Annotated in this window: 18 protein-coding genes; 15 read left to right on the plus strand and 3 right to left on the minus strand. The window is 41.3% G+C overall.

The window, feature by feature from the left end; translation table 11 throughout:
• Positions 1-77 precede the first annotated feature (77 nt).
• From FFM63_RS08525 to FFM63_RS08565, 9 genes are all read left to right on the plus strand, one after another.
• Complete coding sequence (locus tag FFM63_RS08525; protein WP_137609869.1) at positions 78-1,259, plus strand: metallophosphoesterase family protein; 1,182 nt, start codon at positions 78-80, stop codon at positions 1,257-1,259.
• Entirely contained in the window at positions 1,249-3,879 is a 2,631-nt protein-coding gene (locus FFM63_RS08530; protein WP_137609870.1) for an ATP-binding protein, read from the plus strand. The genes FFM63_RS08525 and FFM63_RS08530 overlap by 11 nt, the downstream gene beginning before the upstream one ends.
• The gene (locus tag FFM63_RS08535) at positions 3,876-4,820 is read left to right on the plus strand and encodes a 3'-5' exoribonuclease YhaM family protein (RefSeq protein WP_137609871.1); all 945 of its coding nucleotides are present in this window, start codon (positions 3,876-3,878) and stop codon (positions 4,818-4,820) included. The genes FFM63_RS08530 and FFM63_RS08535 overlap by 4 nt, the downstream gene beginning before the upstream one ends.
• 144 nt (positions 4,821-4,964) lie before the next feature.
• Positions 4,965-7,385: an HAD-IC family P-type ATPase gene (locus FFM63_RS08540; RefSeq protein WP_137609872.1), complete on the plus strand. Its 2,421-nt coding sequence runs from the start codon at positions 4,965-4,967 to the stop codon at positions 7,383-7,385.
• A gap of 761 nt (positions 7,386-8,146) precedes the next feature.
• Positions 8,147-9,637, plus strand: a complete 1,491-nt coding sequence (locus tag FFM63_RS08545) for a phosphohexomutase domain-containing protein (RefSeq protein ID WP_137609873.1) — start codon at positions 8,147-8,149, stop codon at positions 9,635-9,637.
• 99 nt (positions 9,638-9,736) lie between these two features.
• Positions 9,737-10,090, plus strand: coding sequence for an iron-sulfur cluster biosynthesis family protein (locus FFM63_RS08550; RefSeq protein ID WP_137609874.1), 354 nt, complete (start codon positions 9,737-9,739; stop codon positions 10,088-10,090).
• 121 nt (positions 10,091-10,211) lie between these two features.
• Positions 10,212-10,883: a two-component system response regulator SapR gene (gene sapR, locus FFM63_RS08555; protein ID WP_137609875.1), complete on the plus strand. Its 672-nt coding sequence runs from the start codon at positions 10,212-10,214 to the stop codon at positions 10,881-10,883.
• Positions 10,884-10,896: 13 nt separating this feature from the next.
• Positions 10,897-11,919, plus strand: coding sequence for a two-component system sensor histidine kinase SapS (gene sapS, locus FFM63_RS08560; protein ID WP_137609876.1), 1,023 nt, complete (start codon positions 10,897-10,899; stop codon positions 11,917-11,919).
• Between the two features lie 75 nt (positions 11,920-11,994).
• The gene (locus tag FFM63_RS08565) at positions 11,995-12,858 is read left to right on the plus strand and encodes a GRP family sugar transporter (protein WP_137609877.1); all 864 of its coding nucleotides are present in this window, start codon (positions 11,995-11,997) and stop codon (positions 12,856-12,858) included.
• 267 nt (positions 12,859-13,125) lie between these two features.
• Here the strand turns inward: FFM63_RS08565 and FFM63_RS08570 are convergent, their stop codons facing one another.
• Together FFM63_RS08570 and FFM63_RS08575 are read right to left on the minus strand one after the other, a co-directional pair.
• Positions 13,126-14,316, minus strand: a complete 1,191-nt coding sequence (locus FFM63_RS08570; protein WP_137609878.1) for a toxic anion resistance protein — start codon at positions 14,314-14,316, stop codon at positions 13,126-13,128.
• A gap of 59 nt (positions 14,317-14,375) precedes the next feature.
• Positions 14,376-15,029, minus strand: a complete 654-nt coding sequence (locus FFM63_RS08575; protein WP_137609879.1) for a 5-bromo-4-chloroindolyl phosphate hydrolysis family protein — start codon at positions 15,027-15,029, stop codon at positions 14,376-14,378.
• 269 nt (positions 15,030-15,298) lie between these two features.
• On the opposite strand from FFM63_RS08575, the gene FFM63_RS08580 reads away from it, so the two are divergent.
• From FFM63_RS08580 to FFM63_RS08595, 4 genes are read left to right on the plus strand one after another with little or no spacing between them, the layout of a single operon-like run.
• Entirely contained in the window at positions 15,299-15,865 is a 567-nt protein-coding gene (locus FFM63_RS08580; protein ID WP_137609880.1) for an NUDIX hydrolase, read from the plus strand.
• Positions 15,866-15,896: 31 nt separating this feature from the next.
• Positions 15,897-16,181 (plus strand): cell wall synthase accessory phosphoprotein MacP, encoded by a 285-nt coding sequence (gene macP / locus FFM63_RS08585; RefSeq protein ID WP_137609881.1) that lies wholly within the window; start codon positions 15,897-15,899, stop codon positions 16,179-16,181.
• Positions 16,182-16,235: 54 nt separating this feature from the next.
• Positions 16,236-16,928, plus strand: a complete 693-nt coding sequence (locus tag FFM63_RS08590) for a 5'-methylthioadenosine/adenosylhomocysteine nucleosidase (protein ID WP_137609882.1) — start codon at positions 16,236-16,238, stop codon at positions 16,926-16,928.
• 31 nt (positions 16,929-16,959) lie between these two features.
• Positions 16,960-17,505, plus strand: coding sequence for a cysteine hydrolase family protein (locus FFM63_RS08595; RefSeq protein ID WP_137609883.1), 546 nt, complete (start codon positions 16,960-16,962; stop codon positions 17,503-17,505).
• Positions 17,506-17,689: 184 nt separating this feature from the next.
• On the opposite strand, the gene FFM63_RS08600 is transcribed toward FFM63_RS08595, so the two are convergent.
• The gene (locus tag FFM63_RS08600) at positions 17,690-18,364 is read right to left on the minus strand and encodes an HAD family hydrolase (RefSeq protein ID WP_137609884.1); all 675 of its coding nucleotides are present in this window, start codon (positions 18,362-18,364) and stop codon (positions 17,690-17,692) included.
• 300 nt (positions 18,365-18,664) lie between these two features.
• Between FFM63_RS08600 and fucO the strand changes: the two genes are divergently transcribed.
• Both fucO and FFM63_RS09805 read left to right on the plus strand, forming a co-directional pair.
• Positions 18,665-19,819, plus strand: coding sequence for a lactaldehyde reductase (gene fucO, locus FFM63_RS08605; RefSeq protein ID WP_137609885.1), 1,155 nt, complete (start codon positions 18,665-18,667; stop codon positions 19,817-19,819).
• 40 nt (positions 19,820-19,859) lie between these two features.
• Entirely contained in the window at positions 19,860-20,018 is a 159-nt protein-coding gene (locus FFM63_RS09805) for a hypothetical protein (protein WP_171000218.1), read from the plus strand.
• The last annotated feature ends 78 nt before the right edge of the window (positions 20,019-20,096 follow it).

Here is a 20,096-nt window from a genome sequence, read left to right on the forward strand (position 1 = left end):
ATTTTTGATCAGTCAACGATTGCTTTGAGCGGACAGCTCGTATTGAATAATTTTGATCTTATGATAGGAGGAAAAAAATGAAATTTTTACATGCAGCGGATCTGCATTTAGATCGCTCATTTGAAGGTCTGACCAGTGTGCCGGAATATTTTCAAGAACAATTGACGACGGCGAACCAAAAAATGTTGAAAAATATCGTTGATACAGCGCTTGTTCAAGCGGTAGATTTCATTTTACTGGCGGGTGATACGTTTCATCAGAATCGTCCGACGTTGCGAACGCAGCGCTACTTTTTTCAAGAGATGGCGCGTTTAGCCGAAGCCGATATTTCTGTTTTTATGAATTTCGGCAACCATGACTTTTACCAAGCTGAACGTTATTGGTTCGCTTTTCCAGATAATATCCAACGATTCACGGGTGAACAAGTCGAGACGAAAAATTTTGTTACAAATGCCGGCGAGAAAGTTGCTATCACGAGTTTCAGTTATCAACATCCGACAATCGAGACAGCGATGGCCGCAAATTTTCCGCGTAAAAGTACGGCGGATTTTCATATCGGAATGTATCATGGTGGACAAATGCCTTATGCACCGTTTCAGCTGACGGAATTGCTGACAAAAGGCTATGATTATTGGGCGTTGGGGCATATCCATGTGCCACAAGTTTTAGCTCAGCAACCGCTTGTGATCTATCCAGGAACACCGCAAGGCCATACCCAAAAAGAAACCGCACTGGCAGGAGTCAGCCTAGTTGAGAGCCAAGGCAATCAATTAATTGCCAAACCGATCCCAGTTGAAGCGGTTCGTTGGGAGAAACGAACGATCCCATTGACGGATGTGAAACGGCCGCGCGAGCTGTTTCCGCTGCTGAAAAAATTGACCGTTGAACTGCCGACATTATTGCAAATCGAGTTTAGCCAGACTGAAGGGTTAGGCGAAGAGCTTGCTTACCAAGTGGCTTCAGGTGAATTATTGACTGCTTTACAAGAAGAAGTGCCCGAAACAATTTTTTTATGGAAAGTATCCTTAGCGGAGTTACCACAAAAACGTCCCTATCTTGCGGTGAATGAAGAGTTGGTCGATCAGTTGATCACAACGTATCAAGCTTCGGCCGTTTTTAATGATCTATTGAGCGAGCTGGAACAAAATCCGCAGCTGCATCAGTTGCTGGATAAAGAATTCAGGAGCGATACGGTTGCTTTATTGAAAGAAAAAATGGCGCGCAGCTATCGTTTTAGGAGGGACGCCGATGTGGATTAAAAAAGCGGAAATCACCAGCTTTGGTAAGTGGCGTCAACAAACATTCTTATTTGAATCAAAAAATCAACTAGTCTACGGGTTGAATGAAGCCGGAAAATCGACATTGTATCAATTTATCCAAGCAATCCTTTTTGGTTTTCCGGCAAAACGAAAAAAAGGGCAAGATTACACGCCAGATGACGGCAGCGGTTTTGGCGGACGCCTGCTGATCGTGCATGCGACGTATGGAACGGTGACGATTGAGCGTTACAAGAACAAAAATAAAGGCAAGGCCAAAGTCTGGTTAGAAGATGGCCAACAAGGTGACGAAGAATTGTTGGAAAAAATTCTCTATCCGCTGAATCTGCAGCTTTTTCGCCAAGTCTTTACCTTTCAACAAGAACAGTTGCAGCAATTAGAAACGTTGACCGAAGAAAATTTACATGAAGCACTGATTTCATTAGGGTTATCCGGCAGCAACGAACTATTTGAACAACGCTTGCAGTTGAAAAATACCTATGAAGGGATTTATCGGCCGCGGGGGCGCAAACAGCCGTTGAACCAAGCGTTGCAAAAGTATCAAAGTTTGCAGCAAAAGATCAGTGAAAAAGAGGCGCAAGAAGCGAGCTTCCAACAATTAGTCCGGCAAGCAGACGAAGAAAAACTGGAAGTGACACAAGAGGCCGCAAAAAAACGACAACTGCAAGAACGTCAATTGATTTTGGAACAGCAACGAATGAATTGGACTAGTTATGCAGAATTTTTAGAACTGAATAAAATGGATCTGTGGTTAATAGCGGATGAAAAACAGCGCGCGGAGCTGCAAACATTTTATCAAGACTATCAACAATTGATGAAGGAACAAGAAAAACTGCATGCGGCATTGCAACAACATAGCGGCAATCAAGATTCCGCCCGGTATTATTTTTATTTAGAAAATGAATTGCGTATCCAGCAGTTATTGGATGAAAAAGTCGCTATCAGCCGGATGTTGGATGAAGAGCAGCGGATCGCTGTCAAATTGGCACAAGCAGGAACGAACGCCGCTCATTGGCAGCAAAATCCGCCGCGGCCATTTGCAGATGAGTCAGCGGTCCAAGCGCTTTTTGCCCCGCTGCAAGCACAGCAAAAAATGCTGGAAGAACAGCAAATTCGTTTGCGTTTAGTCAAAGAACAGCGGGATCAAGCAGAAGCCAGCCTCAATAGTTATGAACAAAAGCATCCTGAACTTTTTAACAATAAAAAAAATCCGCCGTGGTTGTTTGTCGCAGCAGTGATCGGATTGCTTGGAGCATTTTTAGTCCCGGCTCCTGTGCGCTATCTTTTGCTGATTGCTGCCGCAGCATGTGCGATTATAGGTGCCACTAAGCGCAGTCGACCGGCTGATAAAGATACGTGGCAGGAAAAGTTGGGTCAATTGGATGTTTATGAAGGACAGCTGGCGGAAACGACAGAAAAACTCAGCCAAAGTCAGCAAAAAAATCAGCAATTGTTAGAACAAATCCAAAAAGAATTGCGTCAACGAAATTTGACGAGTACCGAAAATGAATTTGCAGTGATCCAAGAAAATCAGCAAGCTAAAAATTATTTGGCACAGCAACAAGTAAGCCAAGAATTACAGCAGCGGCAATCGACTTTACATCAGACGTTGCTGCAGCAAGAACAACGCTTTGCCTTTTTAGCGGAATGGCTGCCGCTGCATGAAAAAACATTGTCCGAAAAACTTTCGACTTTGGAGCAATTCGCTAAAGAAATGGAACAGATTCGTTTTGCACAGACCTATCAGGAAAATACCGTGCTGCAGCAGCGTATCCATGAGACGCAAAGACAGCAGCAACAACTGTTGGCTCAGTCTCAGTTGTTGTTGGAAAAACTAGGGCTCTCGTACCCGGCAGAAATTCCGGCCTTTTTACAGCGAGAAACAGAAGTCCTTCAAAAACAAGTTCGGTTGCAAGAATTGACGGAAAGTGTCGCTCCGTTGTTTACACAAGAGACAACGCTGGCAGAAATCGAAGCTGCGTTAGCCGGTTTAGCTCAAGCAATGCAAGCCAGCGAACAACAGCTGCTTCAATTACAAGAGCACGAGCAAAGATCACGCCTGCAAATCCAGCAAATGCAAGCAGATGGAACGTTAGACAGTTTGTATCAGCAAGCCAGTCAGCAACGAGCGCTAGTTGAAAAATTAACGGCCGATTATGCCGCAGCAAAGTTGGAAAATCAATTATTGCAAGATATCGCGACCGAATTATCCGAGCAGCAATTGCCGGAATTATTGAACCAAGCGACAGATTATTTTCAACTATTGACCAATAATGCACATAGCCGGTTAGATTTTACGGAAGGAGTATTGACTGTCGATCAGTTGAGTCTTTACAATCTTTCGACCGGGACTAAAGATCAGGTCATGATGGCGTTTCGTTTTGCGTATCTAGCATTGCAGCAAAAGCATCCGCTCTGTCCGGTGATCATTGATGACGGCTGGCTGCATTACGATCATCAGCGAAAATATCAATTCGCTAAATTATTGCAACAATTTAGTCAAAATTATCAAATCATTTGTTTGTCATCTGATCAAGAAATGGTAAGCTATTACCAAGAGCTTCACCAGCCTGTCTGGGAATTGAAGGGAGTCCAACGATGAAAAAAATCAAAGAATTAACGGTCGACGAGTTATTTGAGATGTATGTATTGATCAAAAATGCCGATGTCCGTTTAGCTAAAAATGGGAAAAAATTTATCGCGTTTACGTTCCAAGATACTTCAGGAACAGTGGATGGCAAATTCTGGGACGCCTCAGAAGAAGAAATCAAACGCTATAAAGCTGGACAAGTCGTTTTATTGAACGGCAAGCGGGAGATGTATCAAGGCAATCCGCAAGTCAAAATCATCCATCTGCGTACGACAAAACCAGAAGAGCCAAATGATCCTGCGCTATATATGGAACGCGCGCCGATCAAGCGTGAAGAGATGGAAGAAGAGATCAATCAGACATTGTTCGAGATCACGAACGCGCATTGGAATCGAATCGTCCGCTTTTTATTGAATAAATATCAAAAAGAATTTTTTGAATTTCCAGCGGCGAAGCGCAACCATCATGCTTTCGCCGGCGGTTTGGCCTTTCATACATTAACGATGCTGCGCTTAGGCAAAGCGATTGCTAAAGAATATCCGCAGTTGAATGCGTCACTGCTTTATGCGGGGATCATCATTCATGATTTAGGCAAAGTAATCGAGTTGACTGGACCGTCTTCGACTGAATATACAGTAGTTGGAAATCTGGTAGGTCACCTTGTATTAGTTGATGAAGAAATCACTAAGGCGTGTATCGAGTTGAAGATCAACGATGCTGATGAAGACATTGTCATTTTGCGCCACATGGTTTTATCTCATCATGGGTTGTTGGAATATGGGTCGCCTGTTCGACCAAGAATTATGGAAGCAGAGATTTTGCATCAAATCGATAACATTGATGCTTCGATGCAAATGCTTTCCAGCGCGGTAAAAAATGCTGAACCAGGAACGTATACGGAGCGGATTTTCGGCATGGACAATCGCAGTTTTTATGTACCAAAAGATATTTGACCTGAAGCTGTGCCAAATTATTTTGGTACAGCTTTTCGCGTTTAAAAAGACGCGTGGATGTCCGCCTAAAAATATAAGTCGTGTTAAGATAAAGAGAGTAGAACAAATAATCCGAAGTATTGCGATGAGATGAGGTGAAACCGGATGAAAAAGAAGGAAGAAATTCAAACGGTGGAAGAAAATTTTGATGGTGTTGAGATCCCGGCAGACTTAAAAGGGCTGACTGATTCTGAGGTTCAGCAAAAAACAGAACAAGGACAGGTCAATCAAGTTACAGATAATTTGTTGAAAACCGATAAAGAGATCATCAAAGAAAATACGATTAATATCTTTAACATCCTTAACTTTGTATTGGCGTTGCTGGTGCTCTTAGTCGGTTCACCAAAAAATACATTGTTTTTCGGAGTAGTAATCATCAATACGTTGATCGGGATCGTTCAAGAATTACGTGCTAAACATACGATCGATAAATTATCCGTCTTAGCTAAGACCAAGGCCAGCGTGTTGAGAGCAGGACGCCTGCAGCAGATTGCTCAAGAGGCGATCGTTTTAGGCGAGACATTGTATTTGCGAAATGGCGACCAAGTCCCTGTAGATGGGCGTTTGTTAGTGGGAGCTGGAGTCGAAGTAGATGAATCATTATTGACCGGCGAGGCAGATCGTGTGCAAAAAAAACAGCAAGATAAATTATTCAGCGGCAGTTTTGTAACGGCGGGTGAATGTTTTTATCAAGCAACGGCTGTGGGAAAAGATAATTTCGCAGAACAATTAACGAGCGAAGCTAAAACGAAAAAGACTGGAAATTCTGAATTGACGAAAGTCTTGAGTCGCATGATTGCGGTCTTAACGGTAGTGATCATTCCAGTCGGGTTAGGTTTGTTTTATAGTCAATACCAAGCCTCCGATTCGATTCAACAAGCAGTGTTAGGCACTGTTGCGGCGTTAGTCAGCATGATCCCAGAAGGCTTGATGTTATTGACGAGTGTCGCATTTGCGGTGGGCGCAGCGAACTTGGCGCGAAAAAAAGTATTGGTCCAAGCGTTGCCTTCGATTGAAACGTTGGCGCGCGTCGATGTGATTTGTTTAGATAAAACGGGAACGATCACCGATGGCACCTTGGAATTTGAAACCGCATTGTTGGAAGATATTTCAAATGAGCGCTTGAATACAATCATGGGTGCGCTGATGCAGCACTTAAAAGATCAAAATGCTACGGCTAATGCATTACGCAAAGCTTTTCCGGCCGCTGGCAATTGGCAAGCGGAAAAAATTATTCCATTTTCTTCTGCCCGAAAATGGAGCGGCGTAACGTTTAAAGACCAAGGTAGTTTTGCTTTTGGCGCACCAGAGTTTATGTTTAAACAGCTGCCGGAAAAAATGCAGCGGCAGATCCAGCCCTATTTGGAAGAAGGGCAGCGAGTACTGGTTTTAGTTGAATATCCCGGAATGCTGACAGATGAACTGCAGGAAGAACCGCAACTGTTGGCAACGCTGATCATCTCAGATAATTTACGGGAAAATGCACGAGCAACGTTTGGGTATTTTGCCGAACAAGATGTTCAGTTGAAAGTAATTTCTGGGGATCATCCATTGACTGTTTCAAAAATCGCGCAAAAAGCTGGGATCGAAAATGCGGCGGCATTTATCGATATGTCTACTTTGACTGAACCAATCGATTATTCGGCATTGGTGGTGCAAAAGACGGTTTTTGGTCGGGTCACGCCAAAGCAAAAACGTTCTTTGATCCGAGCCTTGAAAGAAAATCATACAGTCTGTATGACCGGCGATGGAGTCAACGATGTTTTAGCATTGCGAGAAGCAGATATCGGTGTTGCGATGGCTAACGGCAGCGGTGCGGCTCGGGCTGCTGCGGATGTGATCTTATTGGATTCTGATTTTGCTCGAATGCAAAATGTTTTGAATGAAGGTCGGCGGGTCATCAATAATATTGAACGGGTCGCCTCGATGTATTTAGTCAAAACGATCTATTCCTTGATCTTAGCGATCATCTTTATGATCATCACTAATCCTTATCCCTTTGAGCCGGTCCAATTGACACCAATCAATGCTTTGACTGTAGGGATTCCTTCCTTTTTCTTAGCATTGAAACCAAGTTATGAACGAATCAAGGGCGACTTTTTAAATAATATTTTACGCGTTTCATTGCCGGGTGCTCTGACTGTGATCAGTGCGGTAATGATCATTCAGCTGGCTGCCTATTTATTTAATCTGGATTATCAAGCGACCTCGACAATGTCGGTCTTTCTGACCGGTTGTGTCGGCTTGCTGGTGTTATACAAAGTTTCTTTTCCGCTCGACAAGAAAAAAATCGCTTTGATCACTTTACTGAGCGTTGCGTACTTGAGCTGTTATTTATTTTTCAGGACGTTCTTCGATTTCGATAAACTTTGGAATCGCAATTTGTTTTTTGTTATTCCATTGACAGTCGGAATCTATTGGCTGTTCAAAGGATTGACTTTTGTAATGGAACAATTGGTCGCATGGCGAATCCGTTGGCAAAAAAAACGGCAAGCAAAAAAGAAAACAAAATCACGTGTTATTTAGAAAAAGTTGGTTAAATTGATAAAAATTCCCGGAAAAGGCTTTCTTTTTCGGGAATTTTGGTATAATAAACTAAAAGTAGAATTATCAGACTTATTTTTCTAAAAGAAAAATAAATCCATAAATAGGAATAAGGATGCCAGTCCAACTTTTCACAGGTGATATATTTAGTAAAATAGAAAAAGTAGATAAACCAACAAAAAGCTTGAGTCACATAGTTGGATGGTATACGGCATGAAAATCGGACTTAGTTTTCTAAAAGAAAAATAAATTCATAAATAGGAATAAGGATGCCAGTCCAACTTTTCGCAGGTGATATATTTAATAAAATAGAAAAAGTAGGTAAACCAACAAAAAGCTGGAGCTACGTAGTTGGATGGTATACGGCATGAAAATCGGACTTGTTTTTCTAAAAGAAAAATAAATTCATAAATAGGAATAAGGATGCCAGTCCAACTTTTCGCAGGTGATATATTTAATAAAATAGAAAAAGTAGGTAAACCAACAAAAAGCTGGAGCTACGTAGTTGGATGGTATACGGCATGAAAATCGGACTTGTTTTTCTAAAAGAAAAATAAATCCATAAATAGGAATAAGGATGCCAGTCCAACTTTTCGCAGGTGATATATTTAGTAAAATAGAAAAAGTAGGTAAACCAGCAAAAAGCTGGAGTCACATAGTTGGATGGTATACGGTATGAAAATCAGACTTATTTTTCTAAAAGAAAAATAAATCCATAAATAGGAATAAGGAGGAATTCATCAATGGAATTATCGAAGTTGCAAAATGGTTCGGATATTCGTGGGATCGCTATCACGACCGAGGACAAAGTAAAAAATTTAGGGGCTGAAGAAGCTCGTTTGATTGCGCAAGGAATTCTTAATTGGTTAGCAGATAAAGGTATAAAGCAACCTAAAATTGGGATCGGTCACGACAGCCGTTTAACGGGTCCGGCATTAAAAACAGCGATGATCGACGTTTTTAAAGCGGCTGGCTGCGAAGTATTGGATTTTGGTTTAGCCACAACACCGGCTTTATTTATGGCGACACAGTTCAAAGAGTTTGCTTGTGACGCGGGGATCATGCTGACAGCCAGTCATCTGCCATTTTATTTCAACGGTATCAAAATTTTCAATCAAGTCAGCGGTGCAGAAAAAGCGGATATCGCTTATATTTTGACTCATACGGAAGCTAGCGAGGCAGCTGAAGGGACAGTTCAGCAAGCCGACTTGTTGTCTCGTTATGCTGCGGATCTAGTTGAAAAAATACAACAAGGCAGCGGCAGCAAACAGCCGTTGAAAGATATGAAGATTATTGTTGACGCGGGAAATGGCGCCGGCGGTTATTTTGCCGACAAAGTTTTAGCTGTTTTAGGTGCGGATACGAGCGGTTCGCAGTTTTTAGAACCAGATGGGAATTTTCCTAATCACATTCCAAACCCTGACAATAAAGAAGCAATGGCGAGCATCAAGCAGGCTGTTTTAGACAATCAAGCCGATCTTGGCGTGATTTTCGATACGGACGTTGATCGTTCGGCAATCGTTTCAAAAGATGGACAAATGATCAATCGAAACAATTTGATCGCGGTATTGGCGGCGATTGTTTTACAAGAATATCCAGGCAGCACGATCGTGACCAACTCGCCGACTTCGGATCATTTGAAACGGTTTATTGAAGAAAAAGGCGGCAAGCAGTATCGTTATATTTCTGGCTACCGCAATGTCATCAACAAAGCGATCGAGCTTAATCAAGAAGGAATCGATTGCCAGTTAGCGATCGAAACTAGTTCGCATGCAGCCTTTAAAGAAAATTACTTTTTAGATGACGGGGCCTATGTGATCGCAAAAGTTTTGATGCTATTGCCAAAATTGCAAAAAGAAAATCGAGAATTGACGGATTTGATGGCTGAGTTGGAACAGCCCGTGGAAACATTAGAGATTCGCTACACGATCTCTGGGGAAGATTATAAAACGATCGGTCAACAAATGATCGATACCTTCCGAACAGAATTGCCCAAACAAGCGGGTTTTGCCGAAAATCCTGAAAATCAAGAAGGCGTACGTTTTTCGGTGACAGATCCCTATGGAAAAGGTTGGATGTTACTGCGTTTAAGCTTGCATGAACCATTGTTAGTGATGCAAGTAGAAAATGATCAAACCGATCAAATCCAAAAACAATTACCGCTTTTCCGCGAGATATTAGCTCAGAATTCTCAAATCGATCTAACCAAACTAGATCAACAATTGACTAAGTAAGATTACTTGCAAAATAAGCCTCTTTGTCTGATGCTATCAGAGAAAGAGGCTTTTTCAGCTCAACACAAGAGTGAATAGATCAAACTAGGAGGGATAAAGATGAGAATTTTATTGGATGAAGCGGCTAAAGCAAAACTTTTGTCATACTTAGGCAGCGACAAGGTGCTGTTATTAACGTTTGAAGATGGCGTCGGGCCTTATTCACAACATGCGATGATCCACATGCAGACACAATTTTCGATCAATATCATTTCAAGTAAGATGGAAAAAAACGATTATAACGAAAAAATTCCATCAGAGATCGGCGATTTTTGGATCAAAGGGTATTCAAAAGAGGAATTACAAGAAGAGCTGCGGATCAAATTCAATCCGCGTCTTAGCACGTTTAGCTTGTCAGGCGAAGGCGGAATGATCGACGACAATTTAGGGTTGATCGATTTTACTAAAAATTAAGCAGAATCGCCTTTTCTTTCGTTTCTGTTCTTTGCTATGATGATAAAAAGAGTCCAAGTACTTGCTCAGTTTTTTTGTTAATTAAGTTAGTAAAACCAGAAAAAGAAAGTGGGGAGATAGAGTGGCGAAAATCATGATCGTTGAAGATGAAGCAGTAATCCGCCAATTGATCGGAGAAGAATTGACGAAATGGCGATTTGATGTGTATCAAACAGCGGATTTCAATCAAGTCTTCGAAGAATTTGAACAAATTGCGCCGCAGCTTGTTTTATTAGATATCAATCTGCCGGTTTATGACGGTTATTATTGGTGTCAAAAGATCCGTGAAGTGTCCAAAGTCCCGATTATTTTCATTTCTTCCCGAAATACCAATATGGATCAAATCATGGCGATGAATATGGGGGCAGACGATTATATCACGAAACCTTTTCAGGTCGATATTTTAGTCGCAAAGATCAACGCACTGCTGCGGCGTTCATACAATTACGCTGAAAGCGGCGAAGCGCTAGAACATAACGGGATCACACTGAACATCGATAACAGCAGCATGACAATCCAGCAAGAAGTTGTGGATCTCAGTAAAAACGAATACCGATTGCTGTTTATTTTGATGAAGCAGCACGGCAAAATCTTGAGCAGAGATAAGTTGCTGAGGGCATTGTGGGATGATGAACGTTTTGTTGACGACAACACATTGACCGTGAACATCAACCGTCTGCGCCGCAAAATCGAACAAGCGGGGATTAAAGATTATATCCAAACAAAAGTCGGACAAGGCTACATCGTCCCATGAGCGAGGAGCGCGTATGACATTTATTAACTACTTAAAGGATCGTTTGCTGGTTTTATTAGGCTGGGCAGTGTTGAGCTTGCTGTTGATCGGGATGGTTTGGTTAACACCGAATCTGCATGGTTTTTGGGACAATCTCAGCTATTTATTGCTCTTGCAGCTGTTTTTGGTTTTTCTTTTTTTCACCATCGACTACCAGCGGCGCAAAAAATGGTACCGATCATTTGACCAATCAGACGATACGCAGCTTCAGCAGTTTATCGAATCCGCAACCAGCAATGAAGAACGGGTAATCCAGGAATACGTAAACCAGCAAGTCCGTCAGCATCACTTGCTGACCGAGCAATTACTGAGCAGTCAAAAAGATCAAAAAGATTATTTAGACTCGTGGATCCACGAGATCAAAGTTCCGCTGGCAGCGGTAGACTTAATCTTAAATTCGATTGAATTTGATATTCCGGATGATAAGTTTTTCTTATTGCAAAATGAGCTTCAGCAAATCGATGAGTATGTTGAACAAATTTTATATTATTCTCGTTCGGATGAATTTGTGAATGACTATTTGATCCAAGAATATTCGTTGAAAAAAATCGTTCAGCCGATCATCCGCAGCCAGGCAAATTACTTTATCCAAAAAAATCTGCAATTAACACTTACAGAAGAGGATGCCAGCGTGTTGACGGATGCGAAGTGGATCGAATTTATCTTCCGCCAACTATTGAGCAATGCGATCAAATACACACCTGATCATGGGCAGATTACTATTGAGATCACAGCGAAAAGTGGGGGCGTTGAATTAAGCTTGCAAGATAGCGGAATCGGTATTCCGCCAGAAGATTTAGGTCGGATCTTTGACAAAGGTTTCACTGGCGAAAATGGCCGCAAAGCACAACAGCATTCTACCGGTCTGGGGTTATATCTGGCTAAGACGCTGGCAGAAAAACTTGGTGTGAGTTTAACCGTACAATCAACGATGGATGTAGGAACGACGATGACTTTATTTTTCCCTCGATTAGATTATTATCATGAAAAACGATAATTTTTTGTTTTTTTGTTGCTAAATTTCCTTTTTTTCGCTAAACTATTCCAGTTGTGAATTGAAGGGAGTAAGTATATGAGTATTTTGATTGCCCTAATACCAATGGTAGCATGGGGAAGCATTGGTTTGGTAAGTGGAAAATTAGGCGGCGACGCTAACCAGCAAACTTTAGGAATGACGATGGGCGCGTTTATTTTTGCATTAGTGACCTTCTTCATCGTTCAGCCGGCAATGAGCGGCTGGATTGCGTTGATTGGTTTCTTATCAGGCTTTTTCTGGTCAATCGGCCAAAATGGTCAGTTTCACGGGATGAAATTTATGGGAGTGTCGGTCGGTTTACCGATCTCAACCGGTTTTCAATTGATTTTGAATACCGTCGCCGGTGCAATATTCTTCCATGAATGGACTAAAACAAAAGATTTTATTTTTGGTTTCATCGCGTTGGCTTTGCTTGTCTTAGGAGCGTACTTAACGGCACGCAAAGATGACGAAAGCGGCGTTAAAGTAGATAATGGGATGTTGGACTTTGGTAAAGGATTTCGTGCATTGATCTTTTCGACCTTGGGTTACGGAGTCTACACGATTATTATCACATGGGCAGGTCTTGATCCATTAGCGATCATTTTGCCGCAAAGTGTCGGAATGTTGGTCGGGGCTAGTTTCTTTGCCTTTCGCAAAGCAAAAGTCGATCGCTATGTTTGGCGCAATATGACTTCAGGCTTATTGTGGGGAATCGGGAATATCTGTATGTTATTGTCTGTCCAAAACATTGGTTTAGCGATTGGTTTCTCATTGTCGCAAATGGGGATCATCATTTCAACGCTGGGCGGGATCTTCTTGTTAGGAGAACACAAAACAAAAAAAGAAATGTATTATGTCATTATCGGCTGTCTGCTGATCATCGTCGGCGGTGTCGTGTTAGGATATATGAAAGCATAAAAAAAGCATGCCTCGGCATGCTTTTTTTGTGCTCCGTCAAACCACGTTGAGGGAGACAAAATTGAATAGAAGTAGTTGTACATCCTTTCGTAAATCGCAAATTTCTATCGGTTGAGCCGAGCAATTTTCTAGTTCAATGATCTATTGAAAGACTCTGTTTGATTTGTTTACAAAAAAATGTTGGTAAAAAACCAGTTGCGATTTTCCACCAACACGAACTATTCTAGCATCATTTTTTAGATTAAGTTAGGAATAGCACTGTCCAGTTTATTGACCGGAGTTTAATTCCATCAGTTTTTGTTTCAAGTCATTTTCCATATGACCAATCTCGATTTCAGCGGCTTGGCGACGTTCACGGCCTTCTTTTTGGATCCGCAAAGTTTCTTCAAGTGTTTCGACTAAATCATTTTGTGTTTGTTGCAGCGTATCAAGATCCACGATGCCGCGTTCATTTTCTTTAGCCGTTTCGATAGTTGAGATTTTCAACATTTCTGAATTTTTCTTCAATAGATCATTTGTCGTCTCAGAAACTTGGCGTTGTGCGGTAGACGCATCTTTTTGGCGCAATAAAGTCAATGCGATCGCCACTTGGTTTTTCCACAAAGGAATCGCCGTATTGATCGATGCTTGGATCTTTTCCGCCAAAGCTTGGTTCGTATTTTGGATCAAACGGATCTGAGGTGCTTGCTGGATCGTGATTTGGCGAGCCAATTTTAAATCATACGTCCGTTTGTCTAAACGATCTAAAAATTGTGTGTAGTCATTTACGATTTGAACGTCCATTTGATCGCCGGAAGCTTGCGCTTTTTCTGTCGCTTCAGGGATCGTAGTCAATTTCATTTCTTCCATTTTTAGTTCTGCGGCGGCGATGTAAATGTTCAAAGCATCGAAATAATCTTTGTTTTTATTGTAAAGCGTCTCTAACATTTGATTGTCTTTCAGCAAACCGTCTTTTTCGACATTCAATTTGGTTGCGATCTTATCGATTTGAGCACCGATCTTTTGATACTTAGTAGTGATCTCATAAATAGACTGTTTGACTTTGCCGAACATTTTTTGGAAAATATTGCCTTCACCGACCCGCAATTCATCGGGGTTGGCTTCATTTAAGCGATACATCAATTGATTCAACGAATCGCCGACAGGTCCGATGTCTTGTGCTGAAACGGTGTTCAACATGGACTGTGAAAATTCACTTAATTTAGTTTGAGTGGTCGCACCGTAACCAATGACTGCTTGCGAGTCATTGATGTCGATTTTTTTAGCTAATTCCCGTGCTTGAGCTTGGCGTTCTGCGGGTAATTTATCGACTAAGCGATCTGCTTGTTCTTGCGACTGCAAGTGAGAGATTTCTTGTTGTTGGACAGGGGTCAAAGAATCGGTGCCGAAAGGATTGCTAAGCAAGTCGTCTAGCGTACTGTCGACGGGTTTGATCGGTTGTTTGTTTTCTGGTTCCACGTTGGTTCCTCCTGTTCAAAAAAATCTAGCTTCAGCTAGATTTTTTTGTTTCGTTATTTTTACTTTGTGGACAGATTAGGATCGTGCTTAAGATTTTTCTTTGCGATCGAGATCTCAACGTCCATCTCGTCTAAGTCTTCGGCTACGAATTGTTGGTAGTCTTTCACGATTAAATCAGCCATTTGATCGATGATCTGTGCGCTTTCTTCTAGTTTACCATAAACTTCTTTCGTCTTGACTTCATGACCGTTGATTTCGACATAATTATCGGTTAGATCAACGATATTCGGTAAATGAGTATAAAGAAATTGGCTCGCTTCCGGCAGACGCTTAGGATCTTTCACCAATTCTTTGAACAAAGCTTTGGCAGCCTTTAACGTATCGTGACGCAAGTCGATCGCTTTTAATTTCGCATTTTTTTGGATGTTGTGTTGCAGACGGAAAATCTGTTGTTTGGAAAGATTCATTGTTTCGCGAAACAATTCGATTTCACGCTCACTCATACCCACTGTTTTATAATAAGCTTCTTTTTCTTTGCTTAGAGATGGCAGCTCCTCTTTTTGCGGCCGCGCTTTTCTTCCCCTAAATCCGCGATAGATCAGCCAAGACCCAACGACCAACATTAAAAAGACGATATAATCATCGAAGTCTCCTCCAAAGAAAGCGAGAACGCCGATTGCTGCGATGATGATAGGGAATAATTTCCTTCGCATAATAATCCTCCTAGTCTAGTAATAACCCTTCACATAAATAGTCTGAATCCTTGATTTCTTTACACGCTCATCATAGCATGAAATTCTATAGAAAGAGTATCGGACTAAAGATGGATTTTTCATATTTAGAAAAAACATAAGAATTTTCTGTGATACAATAGGGCAGAACTATCGAGTGAAAGTCATTCGGACTGTCGGTTCCATTTTTATAGTAATTATGCGAAAAATTTTGAATCGAGGGTTAGAACGAAGGAGGATAAAATGCCGCGATGTTAGAGTATAAAGATTTTGAAGAAAAGACGATTGAACGGAAAGAATTGTTCAAAGGGAAGATCATTGATGTATATTTAGACGATGTTGCGTTGCCGATGGGCGGAGTGGCAAAACGCGAATTGGTTTTCCATCACGGCGGCGTTGGGATCATTCCAATCACGCAGGAAAACAAACTCATCATGGTCAAGCAATTCCGCAAACCGCTGGAAAAAGTTGTGTTGGAGATCCCCGCAGGTAAAATCGATCCTGGCGAAGGACAACAGCCTGAAAAGACAGCGTTGCGCGAATTAGAAGAAGAGACCGGCTATCGGACTGAAAAATTATCCTACATAAATGAAATGTATCTATCACCAGGCTTTTCCAATGAAAAATTATATATTTATAGCGCTACTGACTTAGTCAAAGTTGAAAATCCTCGACCACAAGATGACGATGAAGTCTTAGAACTTTATGAATTGACGTTGGATGAAGCCAAAGAGGCGATCCAAACAGGCTTGATTTGCGACGCCAAGACAATTTTTGCAGTCAATTACTGGGAATTATGGCAATATAAAAACAAGTAATAAATCAGCAGGAACAAGGAGAGGATCACGCATGAGCCAATCACCATTGGTGACGCGCAGCGAATTGAGAAAACGTAAAGAAGAGCAGGAACGTTTGGCCCAAGAACAACGTGAGGCCGCTGAACGAGTCTACGAAAAAAGAGAAAAAGAAATCAGCTCAGTCTATCGGAAGGAACTCAAAAAAAATAAACCAGTCACGAAATCTCGCAGCAGCGAGCGAGTCAAACAAAAAGAACGAGGCAGTTTTTTAAATAAAGCGATCATTTTTGTCTTATTACTGTTGATCGTCGTTATGCTAGCCGTATTCTTTATTTAACGAGTCTACTAAAAATAGTAAAAAAAACAATTTATACGAAATAGGGGAAAGATTATGAAAATCGGTATTATCGGTGCAATGGAACCAGAAGTAAAAGTATTACGTGAAAGTTTGGAACACCCATTATCTTGGGAACAATCAGGCGCATTATTCATTTCAGGCAGTTTGGGTAATCATGAAGTAATTGTCGTCCAATCAGGGATCGGAAAAGTTTTAGCTTCGATCACTACAGCTGTTTTGATCCAACAATACAAAGTCAACATGGTGATTAATACCGGAACAGCCGGCGGGATTGGAACAGGACTAGCTATCGGGGATCTAGTGATCGCCGACAAAGTAGCTTATTTTGACGTAGACGCAACGACCTTTGGCTATCAATTGGGACAAGTTCCTGGAATGCCGCTTTATTACGATGGATCTGCGTATCTAAAAACAGAGATGCTGGAAGCCAGCAAAAAATTAAATCACTCCGCCCATGTTGGACTGATCGTTTCAGGTGATACGTTTGTTAGCAGCCCAGCAAAAATCTATGAGATCAAAGCTGCCTTTCCCGATGCATTAGCCGTTGAGATGGAAGGAGCCGCGATTGGACATACCGCCGCACAATTTGGGATTCCATTTTTGATCGTACGAGCAATCAGCGATACAGCTGACAGCGAAGCAACAGAAACACATGAAGAATTCGTTAATCGGACGGGTACATTATCGGCACAACTAGTAATAGAGTTTGTAAATCATTTAAAATAAAAAAAGCTGAGGAAGAGTAGGAGGAATTTTTGTGCGGGCATTACTTTCGATTGATTACACCAATGATTTTGTAGCAACCGATGGAAAATTGACCACAGGAGCAGCTGGTCAGACGATTGAACAAGCGTTAGTAGCTGTAACAAAAGATTATTTCCAACAAGGAGATTTAGTCGTTTTTGCAATCGATGGTCATGATCCCAACGATCGCCACCATCCAGAAAATAAACTCTTTCCACCGCACAATGTGATCGGGACTAGCGGCCGCAAACTTTATGGGTCACTGGCTGATTTTTATCAAGCAAATCAAGCAGATGAAAAAATTCTCTGGCTCGATAAGCGCCATTATTCTGCATTCAGCGGCACGGATCTAGATATTCGGCTGCGTGAACGCGGAATCACGGAACTTTGTTTGACCGGCGTGTGCACAGATATTTGTGTGTTGCATACCGCTGTAGATGCCTATAATCTTGGCTATCAATTAACCATTCCAGAAAAAGCCGTCGCAAGTTTTGATGAGATCGGCCACACGTGGGCACTGAATCATTTCAAAAACACATTAGGCGCAACAATCAGCTAGCTAAAAATAACTTTTCATCAAAAAGATACGCAAGGGGATGTGACAAAATTTTGTCACATCCCCTTTTCAAATAAACGGTGTTCCAGCAGTTTCAAAAAATAAGCTGAGATTTCATGAAGAGACGCAGCTTTCGGAAATCCCTGCTGATTTCTTGAGACCGCTCAACTGTCGCACCCTCAAATTTTTATTGCAAATAAGTTGGAATAAACGTCGTGAAATCTTGAATGATCCCGTCTTGAGTCAATCCTTCTGCTGTGAAGACGGATTGATTTTTGCCAAACGGATCGATCGCTACGATCGTTCCAATCTCCGCATTTTGTGCCGCCTGCAATCCGGAGTAAGAATCTTCGACCACTAAACAATTTTCAGGATCCAGCGCAATTTTTTTTGCGGCGACCAGAAAAATATCTGGCGCAGGTTTTCCAGGAAATTCGCCAGTGTGATACACGACTTTATCGTAATCAAACCAATCACCCAACTTCAAATAGTCAAAATAGAAATCGATATTGACTTTTGGCGACGCCGAAGCGATTGTCATGGGAATCTGTTCCTCCTTCGCATAATTCAGTACATCCCTCAAACCCTTCGTAAACTCATTATGACCAGGACTAGCTAAAACCAGTTTGCGATAATACGCTTCTTTTTCATCCGCCAATTTATCGACCTGATCATCCGCTAATTCTGCTGAAATAAAGTGCCGTAAAATAACGTCATTTGTTTTACCATGAATATTTTTCAAAATATCTTCTGCAGTCATCTGTTTCTCCGAATACTTCTGGATCAAATGCAGCCAAGCCGCCTCATGAAGATCAGAATCCATAAACATCGTTCCGTTGAAATCAAAAATAATCCCTTTCATAAATACCCTCACTTTTTTACCAAGATAACCATAGTTTAGCACGTTTTGAAAACAGAAGATGAAAAAAATAGACAGCTTGCAATTTTAAGTGGATTATTCTGATTAAAAAATGCATGCAAAGCAACTTCGGAAAAGCGAAGCGAATGGATTTATTCTTCAGTATGAAAAATATTATTCTTAAATAATTGTCAATATGGTGTTATTTTGCAACAAATATTTGCAATCAGAAGATATAGAAAACGGTTTCTGTTTATGAGATAATTAGTTGTGAAATAAAGCACAAAAAGGGAGAGAAAATCAATGACAGTAAACAGAATGATTTTAAATGAAACTTCTTATTTTGGTAAAGGAGCGATCCAAGAGGTAGCAAACGAAGCAATCAAACGTGGATTCAAAAAAGCGTTAGTTGTTACTGATAGTGGATTATTAAAATTCAAAGTCGCGACTAAGGTGATCGATGTTTTAAAAGCTGCAGGACTTGATTATGAAATCTATGATGGAATCGTACCGAATCCTACGATTGAAGATGTTCAAGCGGGTGTGAAAGCTTGTGCGGCAGCTGAAGCAGACTATCTTGTAGCGATTGGCGGCGGGTCACCGATTGATACGGCTAAAGCAATCGGGATCATCACAACCAATCCTGAATTTTCAGATGTGATTAGTTTAGAAGGCGTGGCAGATACGAAAAATCCCGCTTTACCTATTCTTGCTGTACCGACGACTTCAGGAACTGCTGCCGAAGTAACGATTAATTATGTGATCACTGATGCAAAAAATCATCGTAAATTTGTTTGTGTTGATCCGCATGATATTCCAGTGGTAGCTTTTATTGACAGCGATATGATGATGGGTATGCCTAAAGGGCTTTGTGCATCAACGGGAATGGACGCATTGACGCATGCGATTGAAGGATTTATTACTAACGGTGCGTGGGAAATGTCGGATATGCTGCACATTAAAGCAATCGAAATCATCAGTCAGTCATTGCGTGATTCTGTTGCTGGAGAACAAACTGCACGTGAAGAAATGGCGTTGGGTCAATACATCGCTGGAATGGGATTCTCAAATGTTGGCTTGGGTTTGGTTCACGGGATGGCGCATCCATTATCCGCTTGGTATAATACACCTCATGGGGTAGCTTGTGCGACGTTATTGCCATTGATTATGGATTTCAATAAAGAATATACGGGTGAAAAATATCGTGAGATTGCTATTGCGATGCGCATTCCAGGAGCTGCTGAAATGGCATTGGCAGAAGTTCGAGAGGCGGCCGTTCAAGCGGTGAAACAATTAGGGATCGATGTTGGTATCCCACAAAGTTTATCAGAACTTGGAGTGAAAAAAGAAGACGTGGCACAAATCGCTGAGGATGCGGCACGTGATGTCTGCACACCCGGAAATCCGCGTGAGGCATCATTAGAAGAGATCATTGCTTTATATAATTCAATGCTCTAAAAAAATTGTTTGTCGTTAGTTATTTGAAAGGAAGAGGGCGATGAAATATCTTGTACAAGTGGAAACACTTGCTGGTGAACAACAAGAAAAACGATATCAGACATATCGTGAAGCCTTATGCTGTGCAACCAATTATGCACAGTACAAATCCAGCAAAATAATCCGACAAGGTGAAGTAATCAATCAATTTAAATTTTAATAATCTTAATTGTCAAATTAAGTTAGACAAATCATCAATACTTACGTAACTCAAAAATACTTCCAAAGGTGTTCGATA

Origin of the sequence: Enterococcus pingfangensis, assembly GCF_005405205.1 — a bacterium.
GTDB lineage: Bacteria > Bacillota > Bacilli > Lactobacillales > Enterococcaceae > Enterococcus_A > Enterococcus_A pingfangensis.

Excerpts from the sequence above, each read along its gene's own strand:
- FFM63_RS08535 (WP_137609871.1), top strand. The coding sequence starts at position 3,876 with ATGAAAAAAATCAAAGAATTAACGGTCGACGAGTTATTTGAGATGTAT.
- FFM63_RS08575 (WP_137609879.1), bottom strand. The coding sequence starts at position 15,029 with ATGCGAAGGAAATTATTCCCTATCATCATCGCAGCAATCGGCGTTCTC.
- FFM63_RS08565 (WP_137609877.1), top strand. The coding sequence starts at position 11,995 with ATGAGTATTTTGATTGCCCTAATACCAATGGTAGCATGGGGAAGCATT.
- FFM63_RS08580 (WP_137609880.1), top strand. The coding sequence starts at position 15,299 with ATGTTAGAGTATAAAGATTTTGAAGAAAAGACGATTGAACGGAAAGAA.
- FFM63_RS08590 (WP_137609882.1), top strand. The coding sequence starts at position 16,236 with ATGAAAATCGGTATTATCGGTGCAATGGAACCAGAAGTAAAAGTATTA.
- FFM63_RS09805 (WP_171000218.1), top strand. The coding sequence starts at position 19,860 with ATGAAATATCTTGTACAAGTGGAAACACTTGCTGGTGAACAACAAGAA.
- sapS (WP_137609876.1), top strand. The coding sequence starts at position 10,897 with ATGACATTTATTAACTACTTAAAGGATCGTTTGCTGGTTTTATTAGGC.
- FFM63_RS08545 (WP_137609873.1), top strand. The coding sequence starts at position 8,147 with ATGGAATTATCGAAGTTGCAAAATGGTTCGGATATTCGTGGGATCGCT.
- FFM63_RS08540 (WP_137609872.1), top strand. The coding sequence starts at position 4,965 with ATGAAAAAGAAGGAAGAAATTCAAACGGTGGAAGAAAATTTTGATGGT.
- macP (WP_137609881.1), top strand. The coding sequence starts at position 15,897 with ATGAGCCAATCACCATTGGTGACGCGCAGCGAATTGAGAAAACGTAAA.
- fucO (WP_137609885.1), top strand. The coding sequence starts at position 18,665 with ATGACAGTAAACAGAATGATTTTAAATGAAACTTCTTATTTTGGTAAA.
- FFM63_RS08550 (WP_137609874.1), top strand. The coding sequence starts at position 9,737 with ATGAGAATTTTATTGGATGAAGCGGCTAAAGCAAAACTTTTGTCATAC.
- FFM63_RS08600 (WP_137609884.1), bottom strand. The coding sequence starts at position 18,364 with ATGAAAGGGATTATTTTTGATTTCAACGGAACGATGTTTATGGATTCT.
- FFM63_RS08525 (WP_137609869.1), top strand. The coding sequence starts at position 78 with ATGAAATTTTTACATGCAGCGGATCTGCATTTAGATCGCTCATTTGAA.
- FFM63_RS08530 (WP_137609870.1), top strand. The coding sequence starts at position 1,249 with ATGTGGATTAAAAAAGCGGAAATCACCAGCTTTGGTAAGTGGCGTCAA.